Here is a 21,269-nt window from a genome sequence, read left to right on the forward strand (position 1 = left end):
TCTCCGTCTCCTCCCGCCACCCGGAGGGTTACCGCTTCCCTCGAACGTGCTTGGCCGCCCGGGTAAGCCCGGGCGTTTTCCCCCCATCGTAGCCTACCCCCAGTGGTCTGTCAACGCAGAGAAAATCACGGCCGGACGAACCCCAAAATCATTCACCGAAGGTGTTTCAACCTCCGAAGAAACGGGTAATCAAGCGGAACCGCCCTGCTGCCGCCGATTCATCGCTTGCCCCCATAGCATTGCTGTCCACCTATGGCAGCCCCTCTCCAGTTCACCACTGCTTTTCTGAATCATCACATCTGCCGGATGCTTGATTCCAATCCGTTTCCATGGTATGGTAACTAACAAATATTGGTTTGTAATCGCTTTAATTGTTTGGTACAGCTTATGTATCTCTACTCTGACGAAGGTGGTGTTCTCATGGACATTGTGCTGATTCTCCTGGTTTTGGCGGCTGCCTGCTACTTCCTGTACCGCCGCAATGCCGGCTGGACAACCGTTTCGAGCGGCATCGGACCCGATGCCCGCAGGCTCGAAGACCATTACCGCTATCTCAAGTCGCAGAGCATCCGCTGCCGGCTCAAATCCAACGCCGATTCGCATCTGGGCACGATCCAGACCGCGGCGGCCGCGGTCGATCCGCTTAACAACGAGCATCTTCAGCTCGATGTGCACACGGAAGACATCCACAAGGCGTCCGAGCTCCTGCAGCAGCTGCAGGAACCCGCGCCTTACGGAAGGAATACACCGTAACTTGCCGGGAACAGCCCGGCCTTCAAACCGTAACCATCCAAACAACCCCTGACCGGTAGGTTCAGGGGTTAGTTCCGGTTCGGCTCGAAAAGGCTTCGGACAGTCGGAGCCGGCGGCCCGCACTCATGGAGTCAGCTCACGGAAAAACTGGTTGTAGAACGTGTAGGGGCTGGCGGCATACCGGAAGCCGAGCGCGAAACCCGAGAACTCAATCGTTACGGACTTGAGCGCACGGGTCGTGACCTTGCTGCGGACCAGCCGGGTCAGCAGTCCCGTGTTGCCCGAGCGGACCGCCGCCACAATCAGACGGGCGAACGGCTTGTTGCGCACGATCTCGCGGTAGAGCGGAACCAGCACCCGGGCGATGGAGCGGTGCACCCCCGTGTTGAAGTAGAATTGGGCCGTTCCCGGGCGGAGGGAGGTCCCGTTCGTGTACTGCAGCACCGGCCGCGGCGCCCGGAAGTCGACGAAATAACCGATGCCGTTCGTCGAGAAAGACGAGATGCGCGGCAGGTACAGCTGCACCTCGCGCAGCAGCCGCTCGAGCACCCCGAGATCCCCCCGGCGTACCCCCTTCGTCCAGGCCGCCGCAAAGGCCCGGTTCGTGGCGATCCGGTGGTAGAACGGGAGCATCGCCCCTGCTGCTTTCTGAAGGACGGCTGTCGTTATGCACCGTCCCGATGTCTGATTGGCCTTCATGACAGTGACCCTCTCCTTTTACTCCATCTTATGTGGAGGGACGGGCAAAGGTGTGGGGCGTTCCCCCACCAGGGCATGGACGATAAGCCCGCAGCCGATGCGGTTACCAGGTCGGACCTGCCTTTGTTTGACTATAGCGCATGCCGGATCTCAATCCGTTCGCCCTCTTACACGGATTTTCCGTGTTACATGCCCGATGCAGCCTTTGGCTCTCCCGCTAACACGGTTTTTCCGTCTTCCACCACATCCAATCCCCTGCTCCCGCACGCCGTTCTCCCTATTACACGGATTTTCCGTGTTACATAGCCGATGCGGACCCTCGTTCCCTCGCTAACACGGTTTTTCCGTCTTAAACCACATCCAATCCCCTGCTCCCGCACGTCGTTCGCCCTCTTACACGGATTTTCCATGTTAAATGCCACTGCGGCTTTGGGCTCCCCCGCTAACACGGTTTTTCCGTCTTAAACCACATCCAATCCCCTGCTCCCGCACGCCGTTCGCCTGCTTACACGGATTTTCCGTGCTAATATGACGGATGCTGCCTTTGATTCTCCCGCTAACACGGTTTTTCCGCCTTCCATCACACCTCCCCCTGCTTTCGCCCACTGCCGGCTGTCTTCCAGCGGTGGTCCGGGTTCGCACCGTCCATCTGCCCCACACCGATTCCACCGGCCTATGCTTCCCGTTTTTGCAAACGGCCCGCCATTTTCATAGATTCGTGTGCAAAGCCATTATATTTATGGCTTTTTTTGTGTATTATAGAGAGATAATCGTTCGCCAGCTGGCAGTTATTTCTACACGTTATCCTGAAAAGAGGTTATCCGACATGGAAACAGCAAAACCGGCTGCGCCGGCATCATCCAACAACTTTATCAAAACCATCGTCACCGAAGACCTCAAATCGGGCAAGGTGAAAGAAGTCGTCACCCGGTTCCCGCCGGAGCCGAACGGCTACCTGCATATCGGACACGCCAAGTCGATCTGTCTCAACTTCGAGATCGCCGACGAGTTCGGCGGCCGGACGCATCTTCGTTTCGACGACACGAACCCTGCGAAGGAAGATACCGAGTTCGTCGAATCGATCAAGGAAGACGTCGCGTGGCTCGGCTTCGAATGGGAGCGCCTGACCTTCGCCTCCGATTTCTTCGGCGAAATGTATGACCGCGCCGTGCTGCTCATCCGCAAAGGCCTCGCTTACGTCGACGACCAGAGCGCCGACCAGATCCGCGAGAGCCGCGGCACGCTGACCGAGCCCGGCAAGGAGAGCCCTTACCGCGGACGCAGCGTCGAAGAGAACCTCGATCTCTTCGCCCGCATGCGTGCAGGGGAGTTCGCCAACGGGGAGAAGGTGCTCCGCGCCAAGATCGACATGGCTTCGCCGAACATCAACCTGCGCGACCCGGTCATCTACCGAATCTCGCATGCGCATCACCACAACACGGGCGATGCCTGGTGCATCTACCCGATGTATGCCTTCGCCCACCCGCTGGAGGATGCCATCGAGGGTGTAACCCACTCGATCTGTACGCTCGAGTTCGCCGACCAGCGCCCGCTGTACGACTGGGTCGTCCGGGAATGCGAGATGGACTGCACCCCGCACCAGTACGAATTCGGACGGCTGAACCTGACCAACACGGTCATGAGCAAAAGAAAGCTGAAGCTCCTCGTCGACGAGAAGGTCGTGGACGGCTGGGACGATCCGCGCATGCCGACGATCTCAGGTCTGCGCCGCAAAGGCTTCACGCCGGAGGCGATCCGCGACTTCTGCCGCGAGATCGGCGTCGTGAAGACGAACAACAGCGTCGTGGATGATAAGATGCTCGAGCACTTCATCCGCGAGGACCTGAAGCTGAAGGCTCCGCGTACGATGGCGGTTCTGCAGCCGCTTAAGGTAATCATCACGAACTATCCGGAAGGGCAGATCGAACAGCTGGAAGCCGAGAACAACTCGGAGAACGAAGCGATGGGCTCCCGCCAGATTCCTTTCTCGCGCGAGATCTACATTGAGCGGGACGACTTCATGGAAGAGCCGGTCAAGGGCTACCACCGTCTGTATCCGGGCAACGAAGTCCGCTTGAAGCACGCGTATTTCATCAAGTGCGAGAACTTCGTGAAGGACGCCGACGGCAGCGTGATCGAGCTTCACTGCACGTACGATCCCGAGACGAAGAGCGGCAGCGGCTTCACCGGACGCAAGGTCAAGGGCACGATCCACTGGATCGAAGCGACCCAGGCCCGGCCGGCGGAATTCCGCCTGTATGAGCCGCTCATCCTCGAAGAAGAGGGCGAGGAAAGCGAGTCCTTCCTCGACAACATCAATCCGAAGTCGCTCGAGAAGCTGCAGGGCTTCGTAGAGAACAACATGAAGGACGCGAAGGCACAGGACAAGTTCCAGTTCTTCCGCCACGGCTACTTCAACGTCGATCCGAAGGAGACGACAGGCGAGAAGCTCGTCTTCAACCGCATCGTTTCGCTCAAGAGCTCCTTCGACGCCAAGAAATAACCGTCTGTACGCTTCGATACAATGAACACCCAAAAGCCCCTTCCCGTGTCTGCCACGAGAAGGGGCTTCTTGGTATACATGCTGTCAGCCGGCCGACGGTGCGCGTCCTTGCTTGGGGCTGCCGCCCCGCCTCAGCGCCCGGTCGGAGCAAACGGCACATCCAGCGCCCCCGACGGTATGGGCTCCACGCCGCCCGCCGCCTCCGCCGCGCCCGGCTCCGGCTGTACGGCCGGCCGCAGGCGCCGCTCCCGCTCTTCCCGCAGCAGCCGCAGCTCCTGCCGGATCACGTCCCGGCCGGCGGCCCAAGGCACCTCAGCCGCCTTAGCCGCTCCTTCACCCCCGGCCGGCTCCATCGCCTCCGCCGCTTCCCGCAGCGACTGCCGCAGGCCTTCGGCTCCCTGCCCAAGGCAGCCGAGCCCGATCAGGCAGCGCAGGCCGAGCTGCATCGTCAGGAAGCCGGCCAGCGATTCGGCCCAGGCCCGGCAGCTCCCTTCGAAGCCGGGCGCCTCGGCCTGCGGCCGTGTGCCCAGCCGCAGGACAGCGAGCCAGCGGCCCACCGCCGGGCCTACGACGGCGAACTCGCCGTCGGCCTTTGCCTTGCTGCGCACCGCCTCGTAGAGCTGGACCGCGCCCATGCCTGCCGGGAGCTGCAGGGCCCCGTCCGCCTCCGGCAGAGCGATAACGGCCGCCCGGCCGTACACTTCGGAGAGGCCCAGGCCCGCGAACAAGGGGCCGAGCACCTCTTCGGGCTCGTCCTCCAGCATCAGCGACAGCACGAGCTCCTGCTCGGTCAGCGGCATGAGCTCCATCGTTCTCTCCGCCAGCCGCAGCTCCGCTTCCCGTTCCCGGCGCTCGGCATGGAGGCGGGCCGCCAGCTCCCCGATGAGGCCGGCAGCCGCCCCAGCCTCCAGCGGTCCCGGCAAGGCCTCGCTCTCCCCTGCGCTCCCCGCGGCCGGACCCGCACCGCCGCCGAGCTTCACGGCCGCAAGCTTGGCCTGCGGCTGCCGGGTCTTCCACTCCCTCACGGCCTCTTCGGCCTCCTCCTCGGAGCCTTCGAGCGCCAGCAGGATCAAATCCGGCCGCAGCCCGGCCGCCTTCTTCCAGCCCGGTGCGCCCTGCTCCGTGAACTCGGCTTCCATCCCGCCGGGCCGCATCCGACCCAGAAGCTGCCTGAAGCGCTCCGGGTCTGCGACCGCCCGGCCTACCACCAACGTCCGATACATGGCTCCCGCCCCCTTTTGGTTCATCCGCTCCAGATCCCTATCCCCGGGCAGCATTACGGATTATTACCCTGCCGCGTACCTTCGTGAAGCTTCCATTCAATTTCCACTAAACTGAACGCCTTGATCAGCCGATGAATTGTTTATACAAATTACATACCACAACCAATCAGGGCCATATCAAGAGCCAAGATTACGTTACCTAGGGGGTACATGATGAAAACCGATATTATCGAACCATGGTTCAGCGGACTGCTTGCCATTGTCAACGACTGGCTGATGAATGAAGTCACGGAAGGCCGCATGAGCGACGAGGACATGACCGGCTCGTTCTCGTTCACTTACGAAACCGGGGCGAAACTCGGGTTCAAGATCCTGCCGGTCAAGGAATCCTCGGAAGAACCGGCGGAGTAAAGCCCTCCCCGGGCTCCTCCGCATGTAAGACACATACAACACCTAAGTATCAACCACCTGCCTCTTTGCCCCATACCCTTCAGCGCATATAAAACAAACAAGACGGGCCTCCGAGAGAGCTCCGTCTTGTTCAGGTTCCGGCGAAGATCCACCAGAGCGCGCCTCCGGGTGTTATTCCCCCGTCAAGTACGCCCCTCCCGAGTCCGGCCGGGACTCCGTCCCTGAGCCCGACTGCGTTTCGCTCCCCTGATCGGCGTTACGCGGCTGCCGCCATGCGCTTCTCAGTGCCGGCCCGGCGACTTGCGCACCTGCTTGTGAATCTTCTTCCACCGGTCGCGTTCCTCCCGCTGCAGCGCCGGGTCCTCCCTGCGCGCCTCGAACGCCAGCTCCTTCTGCAGCTTCACGTAGCTGCGGTAGCGGGCCGCCTGAAGCGTGCCTTCTTCCAAGGCCGCCTGCACCGCACAGCCGGGCTCGCCCCCATGGCTGCAGTCGCTGAAGCGGCAGCCCGCGGCCAGCGCCTCGATATCGCGGAAGGCCAGGTCAAGCCCGCTGTCGGCATCCCACAGCTGCAGCTCCCGCATCCCAGGCGTGTCGATCAGCAGGCCGCCCTCCGGCAGCCTCACCAGCTCGCGGTGCGTGGTAGTATGGCGTCCGCGGTCATCCCCCTCGCGGATCCCGCCGGTGTGCAGCACTTCCTCGCCGTACAGGCGGTTGGCGAGCGTCGATTTGCCGGCGCCCGAGGAACCAAGCAGCGCCGCCGTCCGGCCTCCCGCGAGGTACGGACGCAGCGCCTCGAGTCCCTCATCCTGCAGCGAAGAGACCGCGTGGATCGGAACGCCGGGGGCGATGCCTTCCACATCGGCGACCCGTCCCGGCACATCCGCGCACAAGTCCGCCTTGCTGAGCAGCACCACCGGCTGGGCGCCGCTTTCATAGGCGAGGGTCAAATACCGCTCCAGCCGCCGCAGGTTGAAGTCCTGGTTCAGCGCATGCACCAGGAAAACCGTGTCCACGTTGGCGGCCACGATCTGTTCTGCGACGGCCGGGCCGGCCGCCTTGCGGGAGAACTTGCTCCGGCGCGGCAGCACGCCGTGAATCGTGGCGCGCCCGTCTGCGGGCCGGGGCTGCAGGGCCACCCAATCGCCCACCGCCGGATAATCGGCCCGCCCGAACGCCTCATGGCGCATTCGCCCGGCAATCTCCCCGAGCAGTTCGCCTTCCTCCGTCATGACCCGGTAGATGTGCTTATGCTCCAGGGTGACCCGCCCGGGCACCAAGCCCGCTTCGCGGTATTCCCCGAACGCTTCAGCCCACTTGGGATCCCAGCCCCACTCGGCCATATCTGTTGTCGTCAATGGTATTTAGCCTCCATACTTCAATCGAATGCATGACGCCCGGCGTCACAGTGTATTCTCATTGTATGGCATAAGGCAGGGACGGGACATGGAAAGAATGACTGTGAATCAAACTGCCCGCCAAAGCCCCGGACACAGACCCTCCTCGGGTGCGTTACTCCTCTGACTGCCGAAGCCCAAGCGGCTTCGTATTTTCGTCCCTTACACTTCGATCAGCGGCAGCGGGCTAAATTCGGCACGGAGCGCATGCTGCACATAGAGCTCCGCACTCCGGTCCAGATCCGCTTCGCTCTGCTTCAGAAGGCCCCCGTAGGAAAACACCGGAAGGTATTTCATGCCCGTCATATTGCTCGTGGCCTGAAACGGCCTCAGAAGCTCGGGAATCGTAAACTGGTTCCGGCCGCCGGGCTGGTAGTCCTCATGCGCCCCTCCCATGGAGATGGCCACAAGCAGCTCCTTGCCGTGCAGCTTTGTGCCTGCCGAGCCGTACGCCCAGCCGTAGGTCAGCACGTCGTCCAGGTATTTTTTGAGGAGGGGCGGCGAGCTGTACCAGTAGAAGGGAAACTGGAACACAATCCGGTCATGAGCTTCCAGAAGCGCCTGCTCCTTCGCCACGTCGATCTGCCAATCCGGATACGCCTCATACAGGCGGTGAACGGTCACTCCCTCCTGCCCCTCGATCGCTGCCGCCCAGCGGTGGTTCACCTGGGATGCAGCCAGGTTCGGGTGGACAACAAGCACTAACGTTTTCATCATGGATCACTCCTCATTTGGTTGTACATACAAATATATATCAAGAGAAGACCGTCATGACGGACTCTCATAACCCCGGATTCGTGCAGGAAGGCTATCCTATTTCGCTTTGTCCGCCGCTTCTTTGGCCACTCTGGACAGCTCGCGGCACATCTCTTCGCCAAACAGCTCGAAGTAGCGCGGGCACAGACTGTCCCATGCGGCATCCAGCTTCTCCTGCATGACAAGGCTCTGTTCCGTCGGGTGGACGCAGATCCGCTTGCCGGCTCCCTTCCGCTGGACCAGTCCCTTCCCCTCCAGTTTGTCGAGAAAGCGGGTGATCGTGGAGGGAGTGACGAAGAGTTTCTCACTGAGCTCCGTCGGTGTAATGCCCGGCGTGCTGTTCACCAGCATAAGCAGGAAAGCGTACGTGGGAGACAACCCGATGCGGGAGAACTCTTCTTCCGCAATCCGCGTGATCGTCCGGTTCAGCTTGCTAACCGTGAAGTACAGACACTTGTCAAAATTGGGTTCGGTCATGGTCGTCATTCCCTCGTTGTTGTTTGTACATACAACAATAATTGGGGTGGGTATCATTGTCAAGGGATATTTTTACAATAAGCAGTACGACCGACGCTGAAATCGCCCGTTTCCGCTCCCTGATCCCTGAGCCCTATTCCCGAACACAATGGATATGCCTTTCCGACCACGCCCTCACGCACTTTTGCTCATTGACAAATAATTATTTTTGTGGTATAATGGAATATTTTTATGTTGAATCATTCCGCCCCTATGTGGTACAACTATTTGCGTAGCCAAATTATGGAACCATGAAAGGGGAATGGACGAACATGATTGCAGCAGACGGAATAGCCATGCTGGAGCTCGAAGCCGAGGGCTTCGGAGGACGAACCACTCTCTACCCCACACTGATCTGGGATGCGGAGAGCGCCGTGTTAATCGATACGGGCATGCCCGGGTTTCTGCCGAAGCTCCTCGCCGCGATGCAGGAAGCCGGGGTCCCGCCGGAGCGGCTTACCGCCCTGATTCTGACCCATCAGGATCTCGATCATATCGGCAGCGCGCCGGATGTCATCCGGTCTGCCCCCGATACATTGCAGGTATATGCCCATCCTCTCGATAAGCCTTATATCGAGGGCGAGCTCCCGCTCATCAAAACCACCCCCGCCGCCATGGCGCCTATTCTTTCCCGGCTGCCCGAAGAGGCACGGAAACAGCTTCAGGCTCAATGTGAGAATCCGCCGGCAGCCCCCATTGACAGCCTGCTCGAGGACGGCCAGCTCCTCCCTTACTGCGGGGGCATTCGCGTCATCCATACGCCGGGCCATACGGAAGGGCACGTCAGCCTGTATCACGAGAAGAGCCGAACGTTGATCGCGGCCGATGCCCTGGTATGTGCCGACGGTACTCTGCGCGGCCCGATCGCGTACAACACGCTGGATATGGAAGCTGCTCTGCAGTCGCTGCACAAGCTGCTCCCCTACGAGATCGACCGCATTATCTGCTATCACGGGGGCTTGTGTTCGGAAGATGCCCGGTCGCAGCTCCTGGAGCTGACGAAGCTCTCCCCTTCCGCCGGTGCCGATCAGCAGCCCGCGAAGTGATCTTCCAATACAAAAAAGCCTTCCCGGAAAATCCCCCGGGAAGGCCTGCTGCCTTACACCTTGAACCTGCCTACCGTCTCCTGCAGTTCCTCCGCCATCTGGCCCAGTACTGCGGACGATGCAGCAACCTCCTGCATGGAAGCGAGCTGCTCTTCCGTACTGGCAGCCACCTGCTGAATGCTGGCCGCCGCATCCTCCGAAATGCCCGATACGGCAGCAATGGCCTGAAGCACATTCTCCGAATTGCCGGCCATGCCCTGCGTCGCCTTCGACACTTGCTCGATCTGCAGCGCCACATTGCGGATGGACTCCAGAATGTGCTGGAACGAACCGCCGGCAGCGTCGACCATGTACACGCCCTGCTTCACTTCATTCGTGACGATGTCCATGGAAGCCACGGTCGTCTCCGTGCTCTTCTGGATGGCAGCGATGAGCTGCGAAATCTGGTGTGCCGAATCACTGGACTGGTTCGCCAGCTTCTTGATCTCCGAAGCGACCACGGCAAAGCCCTTGCCCTGCTCCCCCGCCCGTGCCGCTTCGATGGACGCGTTCAAGGCGAGAAGATTGGTCTGCGAGGAGATTTCCGTGATGACTTCCGCGAACTTGACGATCTGGTTGGAGCGCTCGCCAAGACCGGCCACATCGGAGGACAGCTGCATGACCTTCTCCCCGATCGAATTCATCTGGCCGATAATCGTGAGGATCGCCTCATTACCGTCCTTCGCCGTCATCTCGGTATGTCCCGCCGCCTCGGCCACTTCATCCGCGCTGCGGGAGATATGCTGCAGCTGGCTTGTCATGCCGCTCATCTCGCCGCGCGTTTCATTCACGCGGACCACCTGCTCACCGGAGCCGTCGGCCACTTCCTGCACCGCCTGGGCGACCTGCTTGCCGGCCTCGCTGATCTGCTCCGAGCTTGCCGTGAGCTGCTCGGCTGCCGCGGCCAGCTGCATCGCATTGCCGTTCACCTGCTGGATCAGTTGGCGCAGGGAACGGGCCATCGTGTTGAAGTTCGTGCTCAGGACACCGAACTCATCCATGCGCTTCACTTCGATCTCTTCCGACAGATCGCCTTCGCTGATCTTGAGCGATACGCGGTTGATCTGTTTGAGCGGCGTCAGAACGGAGTACAATATGGTTATCACCAGGGCTGCTCCGAGCAGAACGGAGACCGCGAGCACCAGCACCGTGGCATTCAGAATCGGCTGAGCCTGCCGGGCTACCTCATCGTCAAACATGGTGCCGATAATTTTCCAACCGGAGGCCGCATTCGTGTAGAAGACCATTTTCTTAGGGTCTGTGCCGTTCACCAAGTAGGAGTAGCTGCCCGTGTCATGGCTGTATAGATACTCGTTCTCCGGCATACTGCCGAGTTCCTTGCCGCTTTCCACCGTCGGATGGTATACGAATTTGCGATCCTTGTCTGCAAGGAACACAAAGCCTTCTTCACCCAGTTTCACGCTGCCTGTCATCGTCGCCAGCTTCGTAACCGGAACCGACAGGGCCACCGCGCCCAGACCGTCTTTGGTCGACTTTGCGACCGTTACGACCAGATTGCCCGTTGCTGCAGATTTGTAAGGTGACGTAATGACGGCCTGCCCTTTTTCGGTCATCGCCTGCTTGTACCAGCCGCGTGCACGCGGATCGTAGTCTGCGGCAATCTTGGTGACTTCAGCCGAATCCACGTACAGCCCCGTTTCCGTGCCGACAAAAGCCATCTCAACATCTTTATGCGTGCGGATAAACGTCATGAGCTGGCTGCGCAGCGCCGGGTCCACCCCGATATTCGTGCCTTCCGAACGGATCCCGGCCAGACTGACCGTCTCCGAAAGCAGGTCGGCGGACTGCTTTTTGCCTTCAAAGAAATCGTTGATCGCCGCGTCCAGCAGCTTGACACTCTCCCCGGCCGACTGCATTAGCTGCTCCTCCACCTTACTTTTGGCGGTTTGATAAGAGGCAATGGCAAGGGAGAGGGTCGGTACAAGGAGAAGAACGGCGAAGGAGCCGATCAGTTTGTTCTTCAGGTTAAGCAGAACCCTCTTCTCTCCGGCGTTGGCCGCTGTTCGCATGTCTTTGTTCCGTGTAAATAACCGTGCCATTCTTGGGTCCACCCTTCCTGATATTAAAATTCACTTGATTAACGACACGATTCGACAAAACCATTCCGCATTGATGCCTTCCTGCTCCTAAAGATGCAGGCTGTTCCGTCACGTTGTACCTGAAATTCGCGCGAATCCGCCGGGCCATCCCGGTCCGAATCGCCGTCTTCGATGACGGCTCACCAAGCCCAACCCGAAAAGAAAGACGGTTAGGCCTGTTGATCGGGTTCGGTTCGTCACCGCCCCACGATACACCTAACAATACATCGGCATTTTGGAGAAGTTCCTTTAGCGTTGCCGGCGGCCATTTTCTACCCAACGGCCGCTCTGCCGGCCACTGCCCATAGGAGGATCGGCGCCTGTACGCTGCAGCGCATACGGATCCCTGATGCATTTCTGTTCAGCACGTAATCCAATCCAATAAAAAGAACCCCCCGTAGAACGGAGGGCTCAAGTAATCCATGATGGCATGCCGTGGTACTGCAGACTCTTGGAAGGATTACAGCTTGCGGGAGGTCAGCTTCGCCTGGGTAAAGAGCAGCAGGTAATCGTAGCCGCCTGCCTTGGAGTCCGTACCGGACATATTGAATCCGCCGAACGGATGGACGCCGACCAGTGCTCCCGTGCACTTGCGGTTCACATAGAGGTTGCCGCAGTGCATGGTGTCCAGCGCTTCGGCAATACGCTCTTCATTCGTGGAGTAGAACGATCCCGTCAGACCGAATTCCGTATCATTGTACAGCGCGATCGCTTCCTGATAATCCTTCGCTTTGCCGATGGCCAGCACCGGCCCGAAGATTTCCTCCTGCATGATTCTCGCTTTGCCCGGCACATCGACGAAGACCGTAGGCTGGATATAGTAGCCGTTGCCTTCCGCCTTGCCGCCGCCCGCCAGCAGTCTGCCTTCGCCCTTGCCGATCTCGATGTATTCGAGGATCTTCTCATAGGACGTCTTATCGATGACCGGTCCAGCTGCGAAGTTCTGCTCCGGCAGGCCGACCTTCAGTCCCTGCACGAGCTTCTCCACCTTCGCCACCACTTCATCGTATACCGATTCGACGATGAACGCGCGGGAACCGGCCGAGCACTTCTGGCCCTGGAAGCCGAAGGCGGAAGCCACAATGCCCTGTGCCGCGGCATCGAGATCTGCCGTCTCATCGACGACGATGCCATCTTTGCCGCCCATCTCGGCTACGACACGCTTGATCCAGATCTGGCCCGGAGCGGTCTCCGCCGCGAGACGATTGATGCGCAGACCGACTTCCTTGGAGCCCGTGAAGGAGATAAAGCGGGTCTTCGGGTGCGTCGTCAGGTAGTCGCCCACTTCCGCGCCGCTGCCCGGAATGAAGTTGATGACGCCGGCAGGCAGGCCGACTTCTTCCATCAGGGAGACGAACTTGTGCGCGATGACCGGTGTCGTGGAAGCCGGCTTGAGCAGCACCGTGTTCCCGGATACGACAGCCGCCGTCGTCATGCCCACACAGATCGCGAGCGGGAAGTTCCATGGCGGAATAATAACGCCTACGCCGAGCGGAATGTAGGAGATATTGTTGTCCTCGCCCGGAATCTTCGCCAGCGGCTGGGTTTCGTTGATCCGGCCGAGACGGATGATCTCACGCGCATAGAACTCCATGAAGTCAATCGCTTCCGCCGTATCCACGTCCGCTTCCACGTAGTTCTTGCCGGACTCGAGGATCATCGTTGCGGAGAACTCGTGCTTACGCTCGCGCATCAGCTTCGCCGCTTTGAACAGGTACTCGGCGCGCTCTCTGGCCGGCACCTTCTTCCAGCTCTCGAAGGTTTCGAGCGCGACGTTCATCGCTTTCTCGGCCAGGGCCTGATCCGCCTTGCTGACATAACCGATGACTTCATCCACATTCCCCGGGTTGATCGAAGTGATCTTGGCTTCGGTGACGATTTTCTCCGTCCCGATGTGCAGCGGATGCGTCCGCCCGAGCTCGCTCTTCACCTTGGCGATGGCCGCCTCCATGGCCTTGCGGTTTTCCTCCAAGGAAAAATCGGTAAACGGCTCGTTGGCATAAGGTGTGATCGTAGTCAGTGTGCTCATGATATTACCCCTTTCGAGAACGGATTGTTATTTGAATATATTCTTAAGAACGAACCAGACATTGGCCGGCCGCTCCGCTAAACGCCTCATAAAATAACCGAACCAGTCGACGCCGTAAGGGACGTATACCCGCACCTTGTAACCTTCGCGGACCAGCGACTGCTGAAGCTCCTCACAAATCCCGTACAGCATCTGAAACTCGAATTGGTCCAGCGGGATGCCCTGCTCCCTCACGAGGTTCTTCGTGTACTCGATGATCTTCGCATCATGGCTTGCCACAGCCGTATAATGGCCGCCGAGCAGATGCATCCGGATGATCTTCTTGTAGTTCTCGTCGACATCACTTTTCTCGGGGAACGCCACCTTCGGCGACTCCTTATACGCCCCTTTGACCAGCCGCAGGTTGGCCTTCAGCTCTCCCAGATCCCGGATATCCTGCTCGGTCCGGTACAGATAGGCCTGAATGACAATACCGACGTTGTCGTATTCCTGGCGAAGCTCGCGGTAGATGTCCAGGGAGATTTGACAGTGGGCATAATCCTCCATGTCAATGCGCACGAAGTTGCCGTACTGCCGCGCACGGTCCAGAATCTGCCGCATATTCGACATACAGAGCTCTTTGGAGATATCCAGCCCGAGCGATGTCATCTTCAGGGACAGGTTCGAGAGCACACCCGCCTCCGCGATCGCATCCAGCGTGAGCAGGCACATCTGCGCCGATTCTCTCGCTTCCGCTTCCGTACTGACGAATTCGCCGAGGTGATCCAGCGTCACGACCCGCCCTTCCCGGTTCAGCCCGCGGACGGCTTCGATCGATTGCTTGATCGTCTCCCCCGCAACGAAGCGGCTGGCACCGAATCGCAGTCCGTATTTCTTGGCAAGCTTGTTGGCTGAACGGCTTTTCCCAAGCGTCTGAAACATGTTTCTCAGCAGCATTTCCATGAGCAGAGCAGCCTCCCCGTTGAACAGTGTCTAATGTGTATAATTATATTGTACAACACAAGCTCGTTTTGTACAATAATTTCTTTGATAGATAGACAATTGAACATTATTTTGTATACACATTCTATTATTGTTCATACATTCTATTCTGCCGCAGGGAAAGGTGCCCGCCCAACTACGATCAACAGCTGTATTTCATAAAAAAAGAAGCCCCTTCGGGAGAGCACTCTGTCTCTCCCGATCGGCCTCCGTCGGTCCTTGCACAGATGGCTGTGACTCAGCTGTTATCGAGCTCTTTGCCTTTGTAATCACGCGCCGCAGCGACCGCAACAAGCGAGATCACGCCGGTGACGATGATATAGATGGCTACCGGCACCCACGAATTTGTTGTAGGCATTGAGCAGGGCGGTCGCGTTCAGCGGCGCGGTGCCTCCCGCGATGGCGGCGCCAAGCTGGTAGATGGACAGCGTTCCCACCAGCATCCCGATCGTGACGCCCATCTGCGGAATGCTTCCGAAGAACCCGCGGTGTTCTTCCCCGAATACTCTCGACGGCCAGAAGCAGCGCGCCGCCCCACTCGCCCCCGATCCCAAGCCCTTGAATACAGCGCAGGAGAATGAGCAGGATCGGAGCCATGACGCCGATCGCGTTATAATCCCGCAGCAGACCGATGTGCACGGTGGATCCAATTTTTGCAGCCGATCTTGTCGCCGATATGACTAGATCACCCCGCCCAGCGGCCGGATGAAGAAGGGAAGCGCGAAGGACAAGTAGGATAGGAGCAGGCCTACGACCGGATCGAAGCTGGGAAAGAACAGTTTGTTGAATACCAGCATTACCACGGTGCCGTACAAAAAGTAATCAATCCATTTCGATGGATCTTCCGATCAAGCTTGCTATGAGCGCCCGGTTCGCAGTCTTCTTGGGTGTGCCTAATGGTGCCGCCGTTTGAGTCTGTGCCATGCGAAGAGTAACCTCCCTGTGTGCTGTGTCTTTGCTTGGAAGAATGCAGGGACCTTTTGCCCATAATGATCAACAAGACCTAGATTAAGATCTTACAACCCCCTTTCCATTAATGTCATGATTTCTAGAATGTATAATTACATAACAGAGGTTGACAATTTGTATACTATTTTTAACTAAATGTTCTAAATCGATTCATGTGTTTATTATTGAACAACTCTTCTAATGGAGTCGTTTTCCAACAGGGGAGCAGACCTCATTGTTTCAATGAGGTTTTCGTGATAAATTTAAAAGTATCCTAGATGCGTGAGGTCACCCTATGTTCAATTCTGAACAATTTCCCATAGATACTTCGTTCGTTACCCTATCCCCCTCGCTGCCTATCGCCGGTCTGCTCGAAGGGCTCCGACAGTCCGGAGCCGCCTGTATCGAGGCGGAGGCATCCCTCTTCCTGTTCACGTCAGGGGATCTTCCATTATTGGAAGATACGCCCGACCTGCCGGTGGAAGAGTTCCTGAAGACCCGGCCGGAGCTGGCTTCTACGGTCTGGATCGTGGACGAGGCACAGACCGGGCCCGACGCCCTGCACGACACCCCAGCCTTCGGATCCCGGCCGGTCGTCATCCGCAGCCGTTCCGGCGCCGTACTCGGCTACAGCCTCCCCGCGGACCTGATCGACTTTCTGCTGAAGAGCAGCCGGCAGTATGCCTCTTATTTCTATTCCCTGGCCGAGACGGTTGCCGACGCCGTCACCGTTGTCGACCGCAGCGGCAAGGTCATCTGCTGGAACACGCCGGCCGAAGAGGTGTACGGCATCCCGAAGTCCGACATCATCGGACGCCGCATCGGCGAACACTTCGATGCCGATTCCCTCATCATTATGAAGATTCTCGATGAGGGCCGGCGCATCCGCAGCACCTATCACCGCCCCCGTCCGGGCACCCACGTGCTAATCAACGCTTCGCCGATACTCGACAAGGACGGCCGCATCATCGGCGGGATCGCCACCGAACAGGACATCACCAATCTGGTCCGGCTGAACGAGGAACTGTCGACAGCCGGCAGCGGACGGCTTGAAGTGAATCCGGATCAGGGAGATCCGTTCGCCGCCATCTCCGGCAAGGGGGAGGCCGTGGGGAAAGCCATCGGTCTGGCCCGCAAGGTGGCCGCGGCAGACAATCCCCTGCTCATCGTCGGGGAAACGGGAGTAGGCAAGGAGCAGCTCGCCATTACGATTCACGGCGCGAGCCGGCGGGCATCGGCGCCTTGTCTGGCCGTGAACTGCGGCGCGGTACCTGCCGGGCTGCTCGATACGGAGCTGTTCGGCTACCAGGGCGGCGCCTTCACCGGCCATGCGGCCGGCAGCGCAGGGAAGATCGAGCTGGCCGACGGCGGCACCCTGTTCATCGACGAGATTGACAAGCTCCCTCTTGATACGCAGGCGAAGCTGTACCACTATATGCAGAACCGCACCGTCGTCCGCTCCGGAGGCCATGCCCCGGTTGCGGTCAGCACCCGGATCATCGCTGCCGCCAAGCAGGATCTGCTGCCGCTCGTGGAACGGGGGGACTTCCGCGCGGATCTGTATTATGCGCTCAATGTCATTACCATTGCGCTGCCTCCTTTGCGCGAGCGCAAAGAGGACATCCCGGGCATCATTCAGCTGTACCTCCGCGAATATGCGCTCCAGTACCAGAAGCCTCTGCCGCACATCGCGCCTGAGGTCATGCTCGCCCTAATGAATTACGATTGGCCGGGCAACATCCGCGAGCTGAAGAACATCATCGAGCGGTGTGTCATCTTGAGCGAAGATGATCGGATTACGCACGAGCATCTGCCGAAGCAGATTCAGGACGAGCAGCCGCTCGATGCCGAATTCTTCGAGGGCACGACGGTCCGCCGGGACAAAGTGCTGCGGACGAACATCTCCGAGAATGAAGAGCTTCACCTGATCCGGGAAGCCCTGGCGAAGACGCTCGGGAACAAGAGCGCCGCCGCCAAGCTGCTCGGTGTCTCGCGCGGCACCCTGTACAATAAGCTCAAAGAATATCAGCTCGATTAACCGCACTCCCGGCGGCCGCAGCTTCCTGACCACTGACCCCCCAATGGGGGCAGGGCCGCACCAGGAAGCTGCGGCACGACAACCAAAAAGCCGGCTCCGGAAGACTTTTCTTCCGGGCCGGCTTTTTGGCCTGTTATGTTATTCGCTATTGCTGCAAGGGATTGATAATGCCTGCCCCGCTTTGCTTAGGGACCTTGTCTATGGGACTTGCCTGACGGGACGGTTGTCATGCGGCGTTCTGCACACCGCCTGCGGGGCTTCTTCAGTGAACGGCCCCGGCGGGCCACCTGCACGCCTCCTGCTTCTTCAGGTGGAGCGAGTGGCGGATCACCGCTTCCTTGACTTTCCTGCGCTGCAGTTCCTCCGGAATCCAGAAGAACCGCTGGTCCTGCGACACTTCGAGGAGCGACTTCATGGCCGCTTCCGCGGCCTCCTCCGGGGTACCCAGCAGATGATAGGCAATCCGGTAGGCCAAATTCTCATGCGACTTCAGCAGCGCGGCTTTGAATTGAAGGCTGAGCGCCATTCGCGTTTCTCCTTCTCTTTTGTCCTGCTGACGGCAGGTTTCTCGTGATCCTCCTGTGCATGCAGGTCGGATCCGGGCAGCATCCTTTGCCGATTCCTGTAGATTACCATGCGCACTCCGGGGAAACCATCGAATTTTGTAGAGAAAATGTCGAAACGTCTAAAATTTGCTTTAGCTAACAACACATACCATGCCACCCAAGGAGGTATTCTACCGTTCCGGACATCCCGTCCCCTGGTGTCATTCCGTTCGTGCCGCCGTGCTTCAGCCTTCAAGCCAGTGAAGACTCTCCCGTTCCGAAGCCTTCCGGACCGAGCCGGGATTCGCGCGCCAGCCGGATGGCCTCGCTACGGTCCTGCACCTGCAGCTTGTTCAGGATATTCGTCACGTAGTTCGCCACCGTCTTGCCGCTGAGCTCAAGGCGCCCCGCAATGTCGCTGTTCGAGGCTCCCTCCGAGATCAGGTAGAGCACCTCCCGCTCCCGGGCCGTGAGCTCCGGGAACAGCTCCTCCCGCGCCGCCGGACGGGTCATCGCGAAGTAGTCGATCATCCGGGCGGCAATGCCCGGGGAGAAGATCGCCTCCCCGCGTCCCACCGCCCGGATCGCCCGCAGCAGATCATCCTTCTCCGCATCTTTGAGCACGTACCCCCTTGCCCCCGCGCGCATCGCCGTGAATACGGAGGCGTCATCCTTGAACATCGTCAGGATGAGGATCTGCGCCTTCCCATCCCGGCGGGCAATGCGCTGTGTCGCCTCGATCCCGTTCCAGCCGGGCATCCGAATATCCATCAGGATGACATCCGGCTGAAGGGCAGCGGCCATCTCCACCGCCTCTTCCCCTGTCGCCGCCTCGCCCACGACCTCCAGATCTCCTGTAGTAGCCAGCAGCATCCCGATCCCATAACGGAACAGAGGATGATCGTCCGCGATCAAGATTCGAAGCTTCTCCATCAACCTGCCCTTCCTCCCTTCCAGGCTCAGGCGATCGGCAGCATCGCGGCAACCCGCGTGCCACCCCGTTCCCCGGCCTCTACCGTACACCAGCCTCCAAGCTCCGAGGCCCTCTCCCGCATCGTATGCATGCCGAGGCTGCGGGCTCCCGTCCGCTCCCCGGCCGGCGGCATCCCGATGCCGTCATCTTCAATCCACAGCTGAAGCTGCGGCCCCTCGTCCTCCACGATGCGCAGCGTGACACGGCAGCACGCCGCACGCGAGTGCTTCACCGCATTGACCATCGCCTCCGTCGCGATCCGGTAGGCCGCTACCTCCACGGCCGCAGGCAGCGCAGGCCAGGCCGCAGGCTCGTCGAGCTCGAAGCGGATGGCTCCGCCGCCGCCCGGCTCCCCTGAGCCGGATGCGTGCATCGCCGACGCAAGATCCCCGATCCGCTCCCGGATCGCACCGGCCAGTCCCAGCTCGTCGAGCGCCGGCGGCCGCAAATCGTAGACCAGCGTGCGGATGTCGTCCACCGTCCGGCGGATCGATGACCGCAGCTCCGCGAGGATGCGCTTCGCCGCTTCGGGGTCGCTCTTCATGAGCTCCTCGGCAGCGGCAGCCGTCAGAGCCAGCGCGGCCAAGCGAGGCGCCGTGTCGTCGTGCAGGTTCATCCGCAGCCGGCGGCGCTCCTCCTCCCGGGTGCGGACGAGCCGCTCCCGCGACTCCTGCAGATCGGCCGCAAGGCGCCTCAGGTCCAGCGACATCCGCAGTCCGTGCACGATGACGCCCGCCTGCCGCACAAGCAGCGCGAGGAACGCCCGGTCGGAAGACGAGAAGGTCTCTCCCGGCGAACGCGGCGCCACCCGCACCGCACCGAGCTCCTCGCCCCGGTGGATGACCGGAATGCGCTCGAGCTCCTGCAGCGGGACAGGCGTTCCGTCCTCGGCCACGGGGAGATCCTCCCCGCTGTGCAGCAGGGTCAGCGATGCGTACGGCAGACGCAGCGCCTCGCGGATCGTGCGGACCACGACCCGCAGGGCTTCCTCCGGAGGCAGCGGCTCTTCGAGCTGCCTTCCGAGCCTGCCGAGAACGGAGGAAGGATCGTCCTTTTCTCCATAGATCATGCGGTTCACGGTCCGCTGCAGCCGCTCCTTGAGCGGAGCGAACATGACGGCCACAAGCGAGGTGGCGAGTAGAGAGACGAACCACTGGGCGCTCGTATGCAGTATGGTTCCAATATACCATACGGAACCGATGTAGACAGCCACCACACTGACGGTGAGCGCACCGTAGACCAGCGTCCGGGTGACCAGCGGGTCAATATCCCACAGACGGTGGCGCAGCAGGGCGATCAGCATCGTTGCGGGAATGAGGGTCATCGAGAAGTAGATGCCCGTGTCGACAATGAAGGTTTTGACCGGATCGAGCAGGATGGCCTCCTCGAACACCAGGAACACCGCCGTGATCCCCAGCAGGCCCGCCACCGCGAGCGACAAACCGAAGACCACCCATTTGGTCTGCTGCCGCTCCAGCACATCCGAGCAGCGGCGGTACCTGTAGATCTGAATGCCTACCATAGAGAGCGACCACAGGAGCAGCCAGCCTCCCATCCACCACTGGGACCAGTACTGCAGGTCGAGCACCGTATCCGGGAACATGAGGCCCGGCGCCCGGATGAGAATGATGAAGGCGACCAGCCACCGGTTCCATCTGGGGAAGAACGTGCCCCCCGGGAACAGGGCGAAGAACAGCATGAAGGAAGAAATCCCGAGGCCCGCAACCAGACGCACCGCTGCGGCGTAGAACGGCCCCACCGTCTTCAGCGTCTCGAGGATCGGGGTGAACGTCACACCGAAGGTGACCAGCGTGAGCATGCCGAGCAGGCCCATCCGGTCGCCGGACTTCTTGCGGTACAGCACCAGGGCTGCGGCGATATACACCAGGGCGAACAGGGAATACAACGCGGCATAGGCCCCCGCGTACACCAGCGGACTGAAGCCGTGCGCGGTCAGCCACTCCCGCCCGGGCGGCGGATTCTCGGAAGCGCCGCAGGCGCTCTCGACGCAGAGGGTGCTCATATCCCGGGTAAAGTAAGGCAGGGCCGCTATAAACAGCAGAACGGACAGAAGGCAGGCGCCGAGGATGGCCCAGCGGACCGGAGGGGAGACCGTTTGCCGTCCTGCCGCCTCTCCCTTGGGCATCAGTGACGCTTCGGCGGGGGATGTCAGATTCACTACGATTCACATCGCTTTCTTGGATAAACCGTATCGGATACGGAATGATTCAGGACCATCGCCCTAAGTATAGCAACCCCTCTTCGGACGGTCTATGGCCGGCAGCGCTGCCCAGAGCAATTCCCAAGTGAGCTTCC

The 21,269-nt window shown here is 60.0% G+C and carries 16 protein-coding genes and 1 pseudogene; 5 read left to right on the forward strand and 12 right to left on the reverse strand.

Annotation, left to right across the window (positions count from 1 at the left end; translation table 11 throughout):
* Window positions 1-420: 420 nt before the first annotated feature.
* Window positions 421-753, forward strand: coding sequence for a hypothetical protein (locus tag PM3016_RS35705; RefSeq protein ID WP_013921394.1), 333 nt, complete (start codon window positions 421-423; stop codon window positions 751-753).
* A gap of 123 nt (window positions 754-876) precedes the next feature.
* Here PM3016_RS35705 and PM3016_RS35710 read toward each other — a convergent pair whose 3' ends face one another.
* The gene (locus tag PM3016_RS35710; protein WP_014372665.1) at window positions 877-1,452 is read right to left on the reverse strand and encodes a hypothetical protein; all 576 of its coding nucleotides are present in this window, start codon (window positions 1,450-1,452) and stop codon (window positions 877-879) included.
* Between the two features lie 826 nt (window positions 1,453-2,278).
* Here PM3016_RS35710 and PM3016_RS35715 point away from each other — a divergent pair.
* The gene (locus PM3016_RS35715) at window positions 2,279-3,955 is read left to right on the forward strand and encodes a glutamine--tRNA ligase/YqeY domain fusion protein (protein WP_014372666.1); all 1,677 of its coding nucleotides are present in this window, start codon (window positions 2,279-2,281) and stop codon (window positions 3,953-3,955) included.
* A gap of 131 nt (window positions 3,956-4,086) precedes the next feature.
* Here the strand turns inward: PM3016_RS35715 and PM3016_RS35720 are convergent, their stop codons facing one another.
* On the reverse strand, window positions 4,087-5,178 hold the full coding sequence (locus PM3016_RS35720) for a hypothetical protein (RefSeq protein ID WP_014372667.1): 1,092 nt from the start codon (window positions 5,176-5,178) through the stop codon (window positions 4,087-4,089).
* Between the two features lie 210 nt (window positions 5,179-5,388).
* On the opposite strand from PM3016_RS35720, the gene PM3016_RS35725 reads away from it, so the two are divergent.
* A complete protein-coding gene (locus PM3016_RS35725) occupies window positions 5,389-5,589 on the forward strand; it encodes a hypothetical protein (RefSeq protein ID WP_013921399.1) in 201 nt (66 codons plus the stop codon).
* 281 nt (window positions 5,590-5,870) lie between these two features.
* Here the strand turns inward: PM3016_RS35725 and rsgA are convergent, their stop codons facing one another.
* From rsgA to PM3016_RS35740, 3 genes are all read right to left on the reverse strand, one after another.
* Complete coding sequence (gene rsgA, locus PM3016_RS35730) at window positions 5,871-6,944, reverse strand: ribosome small subunit-dependent GTPase A (protein WP_014372669.1); 1,074 nt, start codon at window positions 6,942-6,944, stop codon at window positions 5,871-5,873.
* Between the two features lie 201 nt (window positions 6,945-7,145).
* Window positions 7,146-7,697, reverse strand: a complete 552-nt coding sequence (locus PM3016_RS35735) for an NAD(P)H-dependent oxidoreductase (RefSeq protein WP_041619359.1) — start codon at window positions 7,695-7,697, stop codon at window positions 7,146-7,148.
* A 99-nt stretch (window positions 7,698-7,796) separates the two neighbouring features.
* Window positions 7,797-8,216 (reverse strand): MarR family winged helix-turn-helix transcriptional regulator, encoded by a 420-nt coding sequence (locus PM3016_RS35740; RefSeq protein WP_014372671.1) that lies wholly within the window; start codon window positions 8,214-8,216, stop codon window positions 7,797-7,799.
* A 311-nt stretch (window positions 8,217-8,527) separates the two neighbouring features.
* On the opposite strand from PM3016_RS35740, the gene PM3016_RS35745 reads away from it, so the two are divergent.
* Window positions 8,528-9,301: an MBL fold metallo-hydrolase gene (locus PM3016_RS35745; protein WP_014372672.1), complete on the forward strand. Its 774-nt coding sequence runs from the start codon at window positions 8,528-8,530 to the stop codon at window positions 9,299-9,301.
* Window positions 9,302-9,354: 53 nt separating this feature from the next.
* Here the strand turns inward: PM3016_RS35745 and PM3016_RS35750 are convergent, their stop codons facing one another.
* The 4 genes and pseudogenes from PM3016_RS35750 to PM3016_RS37960 all read right to left on the reverse strand — a co-directional run.
* Window positions 9,355-11,400, reverse strand: a complete 2,046-nt coding sequence (locus PM3016_RS35750) for a methyl-accepting chemotaxis protein (protein WP_014372673.1) — start codon at window positions 11,398-11,400, stop codon at window positions 9,355-9,357.
* Between the two features lie 499 nt (window positions 11,401-11,899).
* Window positions 11,900-13,468 (reverse strand): L-glutamate gamma-semialdehyde dehydrogenase, encoded by a 1,569-nt coding sequence (gene pruA, locus PM3016_RS35755; protein WP_014372674.1) that lies wholly within the window; start codon window positions 13,466-13,468, stop codon window positions 11,900-11,902.
* Window positions 13,469-13,495: 27 nt separating this feature from the next.
* A complete protein-coding gene (locus PM3016_RS35760) occupies window positions 13,496-14,410 on the reverse strand; it encodes a proline dehydrogenase family protein (RefSeq protein ID WP_013921407.1) in 915 nt (304 codons plus the stop codon).
* A gap of 458 nt (window positions 14,411-14,868) precedes the next feature.
* Window positions 14,869-15,373: pseudogene (locus PM3016_RS37960) on the reverse strand (MFS transporter); the annotation flags it as partial.
* 319 nt (window positions 15,374-15,692) lie between these two features.
* Between PM3016_RS37960 and PM3016_RS35770 the strand changes: the two are divergent.
* Window positions 15,693-17,435 carry a sigma-54 interaction domain-containing protein gene (locus PM3016_RS35770; protein ID WP_014372676.1) on the forward strand — a complete coding sequence of 581 codons (1,743 nt, stop codon included), beginning with the start codon at window positions 15,693-15,695 and terminating at the stop codon, window positions 17,433-17,435.
* A gap of 262 nt (window positions 17,436-17,697) precedes the next feature.
* Here the strand turns inward: PM3016_RS35770 and PM3016_RS35775 are convergent, their stop codons facing one another.
* From PM3016_RS35775 to PM3016_RS35785, 3 genes are all read right to left on the reverse strand, one after another.
* Complete coding sequence (locus PM3016_RS35775; RefSeq protein ID WP_013921410.1) at window positions 17,698-17,961, reverse strand: hypothetical protein; 264 nt, start codon at window positions 17,959-17,961, stop codon at window positions 17,698-17,700.
* Between the two features lie 271 nt (window positions 17,962-18,232).
* Window positions 18,233-18,913: a response regulator transcription factor gene (locus PM3016_RS35780; protein ID WP_014372677.1), complete on the reverse strand. Its 681-nt coding sequence runs from the start codon at window positions 18,911-18,913 to the stop codon at window positions 18,233-18,235.
* Window positions 18,914-18,939: 26 nt separating this feature from the next.
* Complete coding sequence (locus PM3016_RS35785; RefSeq protein WP_014372678.1) at window positions 18,940-21,132, reverse strand: GAF domain-containing sensor histidine kinase; 2,193 nt, start codon at window positions 21,130-21,132, stop codon at window positions 18,940-18,942.
* Between the last annotated feature and the right edge of the window lie 137 nt (window positions 21,133-21,269).

It is taken from the genome of Paenibacillus mucilaginosus 3016 (genome assembly GCF_000250655.1).
Lineage (GTDB): Bacteria > Bacillota > Bacilli > Paenibacillales > NBRC-103111 > Paenibacillus_G > Paenibacillus_G mucilaginosus.